This window comes from Pantoea sp. BR_17 (assembly GCF_041955125.1).
GTDB classification, from domain to species: domain Bacteria; phylum Pseudomonadota; class Gammaproteobacteria; order Enterobacterales; family Enterobacteriaceae; genus Pantoea; species Pantoea stewartii.
In genome coordinates, this window is record NZ_JAVAXT010000013.1 from 112,167 (window position 1) to 124,635 (window position 12,469).

At 53.4% G+C, this 12,469-nt stretch carries 9 protein-coding genes; 8 read left to right on the forward strand and 1 reads right to left on the reverse strand.

Going from position 1 to position 12,469, the window contains the following annotated elements; all coding sequences use genetic code 11:
• Entirely contained in the window at positions 1-1,218 is a 1,218-nt protein-coding gene (locus RAC60_RS18640) for a pyridoxal phosphate-dependent aminotransferase (protein WP_033740636.1), read from the reverse strand.
• A 961-nt stretch (positions 1,219-2,179) separates the two neighbouring features.
• Between RAC60_RS18640 and lrhA the strand changes: the two genes are divergently transcribed.
• The 8 genes from lrhA to nuoH all read left to right on the forward strand — a co-directional run bounded on the left by lrhA (position 2,180) and on the right by nuoH (position 12,463).
• Positions 2,180-3,103 (forward strand): transcriptional regulator LrhA, encoded by a 924-nt coding sequence (lrhA, locus tag RAC60_RS18645; protein ID WP_033740635.1) that lies wholly within the window; start codon positions 2,180-2,182, stop codon positions 3,101-3,103.
• 638 nt (positions 3,104-3,741) lie between these two features.
• Positions 3,742-4,185 carry an NADH-quinone oxidoreductase subunit A gene (locus RAC60_RS18650; protein WP_006120027.1) on the forward strand — a complete coding sequence of 148 codons (444 nt, stop codon included), beginning with the start codon at positions 3,742-3,744 and terminating at the stop codon, positions 4,183-4,185.
• 15 nt (positions 4,186-4,200) lie between these two features.
• Entirely contained in the window at positions 4,201-4,878 is a 678-nt protein-coding gene (locus RAC60_RS18655) for an NADH-quinone oxidoreductase subunit B family protein (RefSeq protein WP_006120026.1), read from the forward strand.
• Between the two features lie 115 nt (positions 4,879-4,993).
• A complete protein-coding gene (gene nuoC / locus RAC60_RS18660) occupies positions 4,994-6,793 on the forward strand; it encodes an NADH-quinone oxidoreductase subunit C/D (RefSeq protein ID WP_006120025.1) in 1,800 nt (599 codons plus the stop codon).
• Between the two features lie 2 nt (positions 6,794-6,795).
• The gene (gene nuoE, locus RAC60_RS18665) at positions 6,796-7,311 is read left to right on the forward strand and encodes an NADH-quinone oxidoreductase subunit NuoE (RefSeq protein WP_006120024.1); all 516 of its coding nucleotides are present in this window, start codon (positions 6,796-6,798) and stop codon (positions 7,309-7,311) included.
• A 2-nt stretch (positions 7,312-7,313) separates the two neighbouring features.
• Entirely contained in the window at positions 7,314-8,654 is a 1,341-nt protein-coding gene (gene nuoF, locus RAC60_RS18670; protein WP_170317973.1) for an NADH-quinone oxidoreductase subunit NuoF, read from the forward strand.
• Between the two features lie 111 nt (positions 8,655-8,765).
• Complete coding sequence (gene nuoG / locus RAC60_RS18675; RefSeq protein ID WP_054633420.1) at positions 8,766-11,489, forward strand: NADH-quinone oxidoreductase subunit NuoG; 2,724 nt, start codon at positions 8,766-8,768, stop codon at positions 11,487-11,489.
• Positions 11,486-12,463, forward strand: a complete 978-nt coding sequence (gene nuoH / locus RAC60_RS18680; RefSeq protein WP_033740629.1) for an NADH-quinone oxidoreductase subunit NuoH — start codon at positions 11,486-11,488, stop codon at positions 12,461-12,463. Before nuoG ends, nuoH begins: the two co-directional genes overlap by 4 nt.
• Positions 12,464-12,469: the final 6 nt, after the last annotated feature.

The window sequence follows — 12,469 nt, forward strand, 5'->3', positions numbered from 1 at the left end:
CTACTGGCGGTAGCCTTGCAGGAAACGGCCAAACTTATTGATGGCCATTTCCAGGTCATCGACGCGCGGCAGGGTTACGATACGCAGATGATCGGGCCACGGCCAGTTAAACGCGGTGCCCTGCACCAGCAGCACTTTTTCCTGTAACAGGAAGTCCAGCACCATCTTCTGGTCGTCCTGAATATTGAATTTTTTGGCATCAATTTTCGGGAACATGTACAGCGCTCCCTCCGGCTTCACACAGCTGACGCCGGGAATATCGTTGATCAGTTCCCAGGCTCGCTGACGCTGTTCGTAGAGACGACCACCCGGTGCGATGAACTCGCTGATGCTCTGATATCCCCCCAGGGCGGTCTGAATTGCGTGCTGCGCCGGAACGTTGGCGCACAGGCGCATGGAAGCCAGCATTTCCAGCCCTTCTATATAGCCTTTTGCGTGCTTTTTCGGGCCATTCAGCACCATCCAGCCCTGACGGAAGCCCGCCACGCGGTAGGTTTTTGACAGGCCGTTAAACGTGACCGTTAACAAGTCCGGTGCCAGTGCGGCAATAGAGTGGTGCTGTGCGGCATCGTAGAGGATCTTATCGTAGATCTCGTCAGCAAATATAATCAGGTTATGCTGACGGGCTATCTCAACCACGTCCATCAGCAGCTCTTTGCTGTAAACCGCACCGGTGGGGTTGTTGGGGTTGATGATAACAATGCCGCGAGTGCGTGGCGTAATTTTGCTACGAATATCGTCCAGGTCCGGGAACCAGCCGGCGGACTCATCACACAAATAGTGCACGGCTTTTCCGCTCGACAGCGACACGGCTGCCGTCCAGAGCGGATAGTCCGGTGCCGGAACCAGCATTTCATCTCCGCTGTTCAGCAGCGCCTGCATCGCCTGAACGATCAGTTCTGAGACACCGTTTCCAATGTAGATATCTTCTACTGTGACATCGCGCATATCCCGCGCCTGATAATGCTGCATGATGGCCTTTCGGGCGGAATAGAGCCCTTTGGAATCGCAATAACCTTGTGCACTGGGCAGGTTACGGATCACATCCACCAGAATTTCATCGGGCGCTTCAAAGCCAAACGGCGCGGGGTTACCGATGTTCAACTTGAGAACTTTATTACCTTCTTCTTCCAGGCGCTTGGCCTCTTTTAAAACCGGCCCACGAATGTCATAACACACATTGTCCAGTTTGCCGGATTTATCAATTTGAAAAGTCATTTTTGGCCGCCTTAATATGCAGAATCCTTTTGCCTGCCGCTGAAAACAAACCTGCACAATGTACTCTCCTCACGAACACAAAAGAAGGGCGCGAGGTGGTTTTGGCGTCTTCAGCATCTTTGTCTCCGTCCAGACGACGTAATGCATATTGCTTATGACCCTGCATGGTTTAAAAGTCTGCTTTAGTCATCATTAATGGTTTTTTATGCTGCATGATAAAAAGGCTTTGTTTGGCGCGTTGCTGTTTTTTTTATGCCGACAGGGAACGTAATCCACATAGTGAAATCAGAACAGGCCTAATGCGTCATAAATGAAATAGTTTAATTATGCTTTATTGATGCATAAATTTTGCACGATAGTGCATAGCGTAAGTAGGGTGTGACAGCCGTGCATTAATCGTTAATACGGTTAACTATTTTATCTCTAAGGACTTTTTTCCGTTTTTTGAAGCCAGGCTAAAAAACAGAGAGCATCTTTAGTACAGGTTTACCTGTCTAAAAGTCTTATTCACTGTTTTTGGGCGGGTTGAATGCGCACAGGACGTGCGGGATGTGTTGGAAAATGCGATCCGATCAAAATTTGCAATGCTTTTCATAAAAACATTTCCATTTTGCGGTCAAAAATGATTAAGTATAATTTACTATTTGATGTGATTAAACGCGATACAGCGTGTGTGTATGACAGACCCATTTACCCCGGCGTAATGACTTTTTTGGGGTTGAAAAAGACAACTACACAGCTTCCCGCAATTTTGCATCCAGTGCCTTCGGTACAGAAGTTGTCTCTGTCTTCAGGTCACGGCTTCCGTGTTTTACAGGAACGTGCCGTGCGCCTTCGTAAGTAAATTTTATGTCGGCCCTGTGATGGGACGGCATGAAGCATCATTACCGCTTATCGCTTTGATAAGCTTGTAATAACACCAGGATAGTAGTTCTTAAAACTCTAATAAGTGAAGAAAAACATGACTAATGCAAATCGTCCGATACTTAATCTCGATCTCGATCTGCTTCGAACTTTTGTTGCTGTTGCGGATTTAAACACCTTTGCAGCCGCGGCTGCTGCGGTATGCAGAACGCAATCGGCAGTAAGTCAGCAGATGCAGCGTCTGGAACAACTGGTCGGTAAAGAGTTGTTTGCCAGGCATGGCCGCAACAAATTATTAACAGAACATGGCATTCAGCTTCTGGGTTATGCCAGAAAAATTCTGCGTTTTAACGATGAAGCCTGCACATCGCTGATGTACAGCAATATTCAGGGCGTTCTGACAATCGGGGCGTCAGACGATACGTCCGATACCATTCTGCCGTTCCTGTTAAACCGCGTTACCTCTGTTTATCCCAAACTGGCCATTGACGTTCGTGTGAAACGCAATCCATTTATGATGGAAATGCTGAATCAGGGCGAAGTCGATCTGGTTGTTACCACCTCCAGTCCGGGTAACTTTACACACCAGGTACTGCGGACATCGCCAACCCTGTGGTATTGCGCAGCGGACTATGTGTTCCAGCGTGGGGAAGCGATCCCTCTGGTATTGCTGGATGAACCCAGCCCTTACCGTGATATGGCGATTGACCATCTGAACGAAGCAGGCATTCCCTGGCGCATCTCTTACGTCGCTTCAACGCTGGCAGCGGTGCGTGCTGCCGTTAAAGCTGGTTTAGGCGTGACCGCGCGTCCGGTGGAGATGATGAGCCCTGAACTGCGCGTAATGGGTGCAGCAGAAGGATTACCGGTGCTGCCAGATACTCAGTATCTGCTGTGCCGCAACGCGGACAACGACAACGAACTGGCGCTGGCCATTTTCAACGCCATGCAGTCTACCCACGATCCCTACAACATGATCGGCAATGCCGATGGTGCCTTACTGCTGGACGACGAAGAGTAAATCCCGTCTTCTTTCGCAAAAAATGCGAAATCTGCCGGCACGTTAATCTGAGTAAATGCGCCTTTTGTTCTGTAACCGGAACAAGAGGCTTTTTTTTGCTGCTTTTCTGACCCGTGGTTTTCTTTTTCAGTCCTGTTCTGTCAATTACCTGTTCATACTCTGGTCAACAGGGCGAGTGGGGAAGGGAAAGCACGAAGTGGAGATTTGTTGATGCGAATCAGGCTGATAACTGATTAAATTTAACACAAAAATGATAATTCTGTGTTCTGGATCAACAAAATAGCCCTTCTAAAAGCAAGGCAATCCCGCCGAATCCTGTCAAACTATGCGCGTTGATAACGCGATCCACACGTTGAAATACCCGCTACACTGAAATTACCCCTACAGACTGAAGCGATTTAGCTGGAAACACGCGCGTCATATGTTAATAATATGATGCAGGTGTAAAATAATGTTTGGATACTTTTGTCAAAGTTGACAAAAGGTTATAGAAAGGAGTAAAAAACCACATAAAATTGCTGCTTATTGCACAGTAACAGCAAAATTTGTAAGGTTTTTATCCTTCCCTTTGAATCGATGTGGTGAGTTTGCTGCCAGAACCAGAGCAGGATGCCAGCGCCACTTTTGATGAGTAAGCAATGAGTATGTCAACTACCACCGAAATCATCGCTCAGCATTGGGCATTCATCGTTTTTATCGTCATCGCATTTGGCCTCTGTGCGTTTATGTTGACCGGAGGATGGCTGTTAGGCGGCAGAGCTCGTGCCCGTCATAAAGACACGCCTTTCGAATCCGGTATTGAATCCGTGGGTGATACTCACATCCGCTTATCCGCCAAATTCTACCTGGTGGCGATGTTCTTCGTTATCTTCGACGTCGAAGCTCTCTTTTTATACGCATGGGCGACTTCAATCCGTGAAAGTGGATGGGTCGGCTTTGTGGAAGCCGCAATTTTCATTTTGGTGCTCCTGGCGGGCCTGGTTTATCTGGTGCGCATTGGCGCGTTGGACTGGACTCCTGCACGCCGCCGAATCGTGGTTAAAACTCCCACGGTAAGTCACACCAATCCTCACAAGCAGTAAAAGAGAGGCAATAAGATGGACTATACGCTCACCCGCATAGACCCGAACGGTGGTGAGAACGACCGTTACCCTCTGCAAAAGCAGGAAATCGTCAGCGATCCGCTGGAGCAGCACGTTCATCGCAGCGTTTACATGGGCAAGCTCGAACATGCCCTGCACGACATGGTGAACTGGGGACGTAAGAATTCCCTGTGGCCCTACAACTTTGGTCTTTCCTGCTGCTACGTTGAGATGACCACCTCCTTCACCGCCGTGCACGATGTGGCGCGTTTTGGTGCTGAGGTTATGCGTGCCTCACCGCGTCAGGCCGACTTTATGGTTATTGCCGGTACGCCGTTCACTAAAATGGCCCCGGTGATTCAGCGTTTGTACGATCAGATGCTGGAGCCGAAATGGGTCATTTCCATGGGGGCCTGTGCTAACTCAGGCGGCATGTACGATATCTATTCTGTCGTGCAGGGCGTGGATAAATTCCTGCCGGTTGACGTTTACATTCCAGGTTGCCCACCGCGCCCTGAAGCCTACATGCAGGCTCTGCTGTTACTGCAGGAGTCGATTGGTAAAGAGCGTCGTCCTCTGTCCTGGGTGGTCGGCGATCAGGGCGTTTACCGTGCCAATATGCAGTCTGAGCGTGAACGTAAGCGTGGCGAGCGTATTGCAGTAACCAACCTGCGTACACCAGACGAAGTTTAAGTTAACCGTATGGATGGAATCAGTGCCTGCAGCGACAATACACAAATTAATGCATGGCACCATCCTGACGCCTTCATTTGAGCGCCTGTTAGCAGGCCGGAATGGTGAGTAACGTATGACAGATTTGACCACGCAAGATCTCGCTCAGCCGCTATGGCAAACCCGGGATCATCTGGATGACCCGGTAATTGGCGAATTGCGTAATCGTTTTGGGCCGGATGCCTTTACTGTTCAGGCAACACGTACCGGGATTCCGGTGGTATGGGTTAAGCGTGAACAGCTACTGGAAATCATCACTTTCCTGCGTAAATTACCCAAGCCTTACGTCATGCTCTATGACCTGCATGGTATGGACGAACGTTTACGCACCCACCGCGCCGGGTTACCTGCCGCGGATTTTTCCGTTTTCTACCACCTGCTTTCGATTGAACGCAATCGCGACATCATGCTCAAGGTGGCATTGTCTGAAAACGATATGCACGTGCCGACCATCACGAAAATTTTCGCCAATGCGAACTGGTATGAGCGCGAAACCTGGGAGATGTTCGGCATCACTTTTGACGGTCACCCGCACCTGACCCGCATCATGATGCCGCAGACGTGGGAAGGGCACCCGCTGCGTAAGGATTACCCTGCGCGCGCCACCGAATTCGATCCTTTCACGCTGACCAAACAGAAAGAAGATCTGGAAATGGAAGCGCTGACGTTCAAGCCAGAAGACTGGGGCATGAAACGCAGTACTGCCAGTGAAGACTTCATGTTCCTCAACCTGGGTCCTAACCATCCCTCCGCGCACGGTGCGTTCCGCATCATTTTGCAACTGGATGGTGAAGAGATTGTCGACTGCGTTCCGGATATTGGTTATCACCACCGTGGTGCCGAGAAGATGGGTGAGCGTCAGTCCTGGCACAGCTATATTCCCTACACTGACCGCATCGAATACCTCGGTGGCTGCGTCAACGAAATGCCTTATGTGCTGGCGGTAGAGAAACTGGCCGGCATCGTGGTGCCCGATCGCGTTAACGTAATCCGCGTGATGCTTTCAGAGCTGTTCCGCATCAACAGTCACCTGCTGTACATCTCCACCTTTATTCAGGACGTCGGGGCCATGACGCCGGTGTTCTTTGCCTTTACCGACCGTCAGAAAATTTATGACGTGGTGGAGGCGATTACTGGTTTCCGTATGCATCCGGCCTGGTTCCGTATTGGCGGCGTCGCACATGACCTGCCGAAAGGCTGGGAACGCCTGCTGCGTGACTTCCTGGACTGGATGCCAAAACGTCTGAAAGAGTATGACAAAGCGGCGCTGCGCAACACCGTACTGATGGGCCGTTCGCAGGGCGTAGCCGCCTATAACATGGAAGAAGCGCTGGCCTGGGGCACAACCGGTGCCGCACTACGTGCAACGGGTCTCGATTTTGACGTGCGTAAATGGCGCCCCTACTCAGGCTATGAAAACTTCGATTTTGAGGTTCCTGTGGGCGCCGGCATCAGTGATGCCTATACGCGCGTACAACTGAAAATGGAAGAGATGTGGCAGTCGCTGCGTATCCTGGAGCAGTGCCTGAACAACATGCCGGAAGGGCCGTTTAAGGCGGATCATCCGTTAACCACGCCGCCACCGAAAGAGCGTACGCTGCAGCACATTGAAACCCTGATCACCCACTTCCTGCAGGTTTCCTGGGGCCCGGTCATGCCGGCCAACGAATCTTTCCAGATGATTGAGGCGACCAAAGGGATCAACAGTTACTACCTGACCAGCGACGGCAGCACGATGAGTTACCGCACGCGTGTGCGTACACCGAGCTTCCCGCACCTGCAGCAGATTCCATCGGTAATCCGTGGCAGCCTGGTATCCGACCTGATCGTATACCTCGGTAGTATCGACTTTGTTATGTCAGACGTGGACCGCTAATTATGCACGATCAACACATTGCTATTAAAACGATCGACCCTAACGAGGTCTTCGTGCTGAGTGCGGAAGAGCACCATGCGATTGAGCACGAAAAACACCATTACGAAGATGCGCGCGCTGCCTCCATTGAAGCACTGAAAATTGTGCAGAAGCAGCGCGGCTGGGTGCCTGACGGTGCGATCCATGCGATTGCAGAAGTGTTAGGAATTCCTGCCAGCGACGTAGAAGGCGTGGCAACGTTCTATAGTCAGATTTTCCGTCAGCCTGTTGGCCGTCACGTGATTCGCTACTGCGACAGCGTGGTGTGCCACATCACCGGTTTTCAGGGGATTCAGGCGGCACTGGAAGAAAACCTGAATATTAAGCCTGGCCAGACGACAACCGACGGTCGCTTTACCTTACTGCCGACCTGTTGCCTGGGTAACTGTGATAAAGGTCCAACCATGATGGTGGATGAAGATACCCACGTTCATCTGACGCCGGAAGGCATCGCCTCTTTGCTGGAGCAGTATCAATGACAATCAAACAGATCATTCGTACTGCTGAAACCCATCCCCTGACCTGGCGCATGCGCGAGGATCAGCAGCCGGTATGGCTTGATGAGTATCGCAGCAAAAACGGCTATGCCGGTGCGGAAAAAGCCCTGAAAGGGATGGCACCTGACGAAATCGTCTCACTGGTAAAAGATTCCGGTCTGAAAGGGCGCGGCGGTGCCGGGTTCTCGACGGGCCTGAAGTGGAGCCTGATGCCGAAAGATGAATCCATGAACATCCGTTACCTGCTGTGTAACGCCGATGAAATGGAGCCTGGCACGTATAAAGACCGCCTGTTGATGGAACAGATGCCGCATCAGTTGGTGGAAGGCATGCTAATCAGTGCGTTTGCCCTGAAAGCTTACCGGGGCTACATCTTTCTGCGCGGCGAATACATTGAAGCCGCAGTGCATCTGCGTCGTGCGATTGCGGAAGCCACTGAAGCAGGCCTGTTGGGCAAAAACATTCTGGGTACCGGTTTTGATTTTGAACTGTTCGTCCACACCGGTGCGGGACGTTATATCTGCGGTGAAGAAACGGCACTGATTAACTCCCTGGAAGGTCGCCGTGCCAACCCACGTTCCAAGCCGCCTTTCCCGGCAAGCGCGGGCGTGTGGGGCAAGCCGACCTGCGTGAACAACGTTGAAACGCTGTCGAACGTGCCGGCTATTCTGGCCAACGGCGTCGAGTGGTACAAAGGTCTGTCAAAAAGCGACGACGCCGGTACGAAACTGATGGGCTTCTCCGGCCGGGTGAAAAACCCTGGCGTGTGGGAACTGCCATTTGGCATCACCGCACGCGAAATCCTTGAGGATTATGCCGGCGGTATGCGCGACGGCCTGCGTTTTAAAGCCTGGCAGCCGGGTGGCGCGGGGACCGACTTTTTAACGGAGCAGCACCTCGATCTGCCCATGGAATTTGCCAGCATTGGTAAAGCCGGCAGCCGTCTGGGTACCGCTCTGGCAATGGCCGTGGACCATGAAATCAACATGGTTTCACTGGTGCGTAACCTGGAAGAGTTCTTTGCCCGCGAATCCTGCGGTTGGTGTACGCCATGCCGTGATGGCCTGCCGTGGAGCGTGAAGATTCTGCGCGCGCTGGAGCAGAAAAAAGGCCAGCCGGGGGACATTGAGACCCTGGAGCAGCTTTGCCGCCAGCTTGGCCCGGGCAAAACCTTCTGTGCCCACGCGCCGGGTGCGGTCGAGCCGCTGCAGAGCGCCATTAAATATTTCCGTGAAGAGTTTGAAGCCGGCATTGCGCCGCAGGTGTTTGGCAATACCCGATCTATCGGCGGTATTCAGCCAAACCTGCTGAAAGCGCGCTGGTAATTCGCCGTTATCCACGGGAGCTGGCCCTGTGCCGCCGTCCCTGTTGCAGTGTGCAGGGGCAAGAATTTGATTAACGCTCGTTTCTGACGAGCCTGACGGAAGCATGTCACTATGGCTACTATCCATGTAGACGGTAAAGAATATGATGTGAACGGAGCGGACAACCTGCTACAGGCATGTCTGTCTCTGGGCCTTGATATTCCTTATTTTTGCTGGCATCCGGCGCTGGGAAGCGTGGGTGCCTGCCGCCAGTGTGCGGTGAAGCAATTCCAGAACGCTGAAGACACCCGCGGCCGCCTTGTCATGTCCTGTATGACACCGGCGTCCGATGGCACCTTCATCTCAATTGATGATGGCGAAGCGAAAGAGTTCCGTGAAAGCGTGGTGGAGTGGTTAATGACTAACCACCCACATGACTGTCCGGTATGTGAAGAGGGCGGTAACTGTCATCTTCAGGATATGACGGTCATGACAGGCCACAGCTTCCGCCGCTATCGCTTCACCAAACGTACTCACCGCAATCAGGATCTCGGTCCGTTCATCTCGCACGAAATGAACCGCTGTATCGCCTGCTACCGCTGCGTGCGTTACTACAAAGATTATGCCGACGGTAAAGATCTGGGCGTGTATGGTGCGCACGACAACGTGTATTTTGGTCGTCCGGAAGACGGCACGCTGGAAAGCGAGTTCTCCGGTAACCTGGTCGAAATCTGCCCGACCGGCGTGTTCACCGATAAAACCCACTCCGAACGCTATAACCGTAAATGGGATATGCAGTTCGCGCCAAGCATCTGTCAGCAGTGCAGCGTAGGCTGTAACACCAGCCCCGGTGAGCGCTACGGCGAACTGCGTCGTATCGAAAACCGCTACAACGGCAGCGTTAACCACTACTTCCTGTGCGATCGTGGTCGCTTTGGCTACGGTTATGTCAATCTGAAAGATCGTCCTCGCCATCCGGTCCAGTTGCGTGGCAACGACAGCGTGAAGCTGAATGCCGAGCAGGCCGTTAACGCCGGAGCCGATGTCCTGCGTCAGGCGAAGCGCGTCATTGGTATTGGTTCGCCGCGTGCCAGCATCGAAAGTAACTTTGCTCTGCGCGAACTGGTCGGTGCGGAAAACTTCTCTACCGGTATGCCCGCGGGTGAACAGGCGCGTCTTGAACTGCTGCTGAAAGTGCTGCGTGAAGGCGGCATTTATACGCCTTCACTGCGCGAGATCGAGAGCTACGACGCGGTGCTGGTGTTAGGCGAAGACCTGACACAGGTTGGCGCACGCGTGGCCCTGTCAGTGCGTCAGGCAGTAAAAGGCAAAGCCCGCGAAATGGCCGCTGCGCAGAAAGTCGCAGACTGGCAGATCGCCGCGATCCTCAATATCGGTCAGCACGCTAAGCATCCGTTATTTGTCACCAACGTCGATGAAACCCGTCTGGACGACATCGCGGCGTGGAGCTACCGTGCCCCGGTTGAAGAACAGGCGCGTCTTGGCTTTGCGATTGCCCACGCGCTGGACGACAGTGCGCCAGCCGTCAGCGATTTCGACAGTGCGCTGAACGGTAAGCTGGATGTGGTGGTACAGGCGCTGGCCGGTGCCAAAAAACCGCTAATCATTTCCGGCGTGCATTCAGGCAGCAGTGCCATGATCGAAGCGGCCGCGAACGTGGCCAAAGCCCTGAAAGCGCGCGGTGCAGACGTCGGTATCACCCTGCTGGCTGGTCATGCTAACAGCATGGGCCTGGGCCTGATGGGGGGTAATACGCTGGATCAGGCACTGGAACAACTGCAGAACGGCGAAGCCGATGCGGTCGTGGTGCTGGAAAACGATTTGTATCGCCATGCGCCAAAAGCGCAGGTCGATGCGGCGCTGAACCATGCGGCTAACGTGATTGTGGTCGATCATCAGCGCACCGCCACGGTGGAAAAAGCCGGACTGGTGCTTTCCGCTGCCAGTTTTGCCGAAAGCGACGGTACGTCAATTAACCATGAGGGCCGCGCACAGCGCTTCTTCCAGGTGTACGATCCTGCCTACTACGATAACAGCATTGTGATGCTGGAAAGCTGGCGCTGGTTGCACTCGCTGCACAGCGCGCTGGAAAGCCGTCACGTTGACTGGACGCAACTGGACCATGTCATTGATGCCGTTGTGGCAAGTCTGCCACAACTGAAAGGGATCAAGGATGCGGCGCCGGATGCCAGCTTCCGTATTCGTGGTCAGAAGCTGGCGCGTTCTCCGCATCGTGCCAGTGGGCGTACTGCTGCGCGCGCGAATATCAGCGTGCACGAGCCGCGTCAGCCGCAGGATCAGGACACCATGTTTGCCTTCTCGATGGAAGGAAACAACCAGCCGAGCGCCCCGCGTTCGCAAATTCCGTTTGCGTGGGCACCAGGCTGGAACTCACCGCAGGCGTGGAACAAATTCCAGGATGAAGTGGGCGGGAAACTGCGTCATGGCGATCCCGGTGTGCGTTTGTTCGAAGCCAGCGATGCGCAGCTTGCCTGGTTCAGTAGCGTACCAGAAGCCTATGCCACGCAAGGTCAGTTCCGCGTCGCGCCTTACTACCAGTTATTCGGAAGTGAAGAAATGACGCAGCGTGCGCCGGTTATCCAGCAGCGCATGTCGGCACCAACCCTGGTTCTGAACCCGGAAGATGCCGCGAAGCTGGGCGTGAATAACGGTGCAGCAGTGGAATTAACCTGTGCAGGTGAAACCGTACGTTTGCCAGTGCGTTTCTCGGCTTCTTTGCAGGCAGGGCAGGTTGGGCTTCCACTCGGTATGCCGGGTGTCCCGCCCTTCCTGGCGAATGCAAAAATTGATTCTCTGCAGGAGGCGGCGCAATGAGCTGGTTAACACCGGATGTTATCGACATTCTGATCGCCATTGGTAAAGCGCTGGTGATTTTGCTGGTCGTGGTGGCCTGCGGTGCGTTTATGAGCTTCGCCGAGCGTCGTTTGCTCGGCCTGTTTCAGAACCGCTATGGGCCAAACCGTGTGGGCTGGGGCGGATCGTTGCAGCTGGTTGCTGACATGATCAAGATGTTCTTTAAAGAGGACTGGGTTCCCCCGTTCACCGATCGCTTTATCTTTACGCTGGCGCCGGTCATCGCGTTTGTTTCCCTGCTGCTGGCCTTTGCTATCGTCCCGGTTTCACCGACCTGGGTGGTGACCGATCTCAATATCGGGTTGCTGTTCTTCCTGATGATGGCGGGCCTGGCTGTATATGCCGTGCTGTTTGCGGGCTGGTCGAGTAATAACAAATACTCGCTGTTAGGTGCGATGCGTGCCTCTGCGCAGACCTTGAGTTACGAAGTGTTCCTGGGTCTGTCACTGATGGGCGTGGTAGCGCAGGCGGGCTCGTTCAACATGACCGATATCGTCAACAGTCAGACGCATCTGTGGAACATCATCCCGCAGTTCTTTGGGTTTGTGACCTTCTGTATCGCGGGTGTGGCCGTTTGTCACCGCCATCCGTTTGACCAGCCCGAAGCCGAGCAGGAACTGGCTGACGGTTACCACATTGAATATGCCGGTATGAAATTTGGTCTGTTCTTTGTCGGCGAATATGTCGCGATTACCACCGTTTCAGCGCTGATTGTGACGCTGTTCTTTGGTGGCTGGCACGGGCCTTTCCTGCCGCCGTTCATCTGGTTCGCCCTGAAAACGGCGTTCTTTATGATGATGTTCATCCTGATTCGTGCTGCGCTTCCGCGTCCACGCTATGACCAGGTGCTGTCGTTCGGCTGGAAAGTGTGTCTGCCGTTGACGCTGTTGAACCTGCTGGCGACCGCCGCAGTGATTCTTTATACAGCGCAGTAAGGGGTA

Excerpts from the sequence above, each read along its gene's own strand:
- RAC60_RS18655 (WP_006120026.1), top strand. The coding sequence starts at position 4,201 with ATGGACTATACGCTCACCCGCATAGACCCGAACGGTGGTGAGAACGAC.
- nuoH (WP_033740629.1), top strand. The coding sequence starts at position 11,486 with ATGAGCTGGTTAACACCGGATGTTATCGACATTCTGATCGCCATTGGT.
- RAC60_RS18640 (WP_033740636.1), bottom strand. The coding sequence starts at position 1,218 with ATGACTTTTCAAATTGATAAATCCGGCAAACTGGACAATGTGTGTTAT.
- nuoG (WP_054633420.1), top strand. The coding sequence starts at position 8,766 with ATGGCTACTATCCATGTAGACGGTAAAGAATATGATGTGAACGGAGCG.
- nuoE (WP_006120024.1), top strand. The coding sequence starts at position 6,796 with ATGCACGATCAACACATTGCTATTAAAACGATCGACCCTAACGAGGTC.
- lrhA (WP_033740635.1), top strand. The coding sequence starts at position 2,180 with ATGACTAATGCAAATCGTCCGATACTTAATCTCGATCTCGATCTGCTT.
- nuoC (WP_006120025.1), top strand. The coding sequence starts at position 4,994 with ATGACAGATTTGACCACGCAAGATCTCGCTCAGCCGCTATGGCAAACC.
- RAC60_RS18650 (WP_006120027.1), top strand. The coding sequence starts at position 3,742 with ATGAGTATGTCAACTACCACCGAAATCATCGCTCAGCATTGGGCATTC.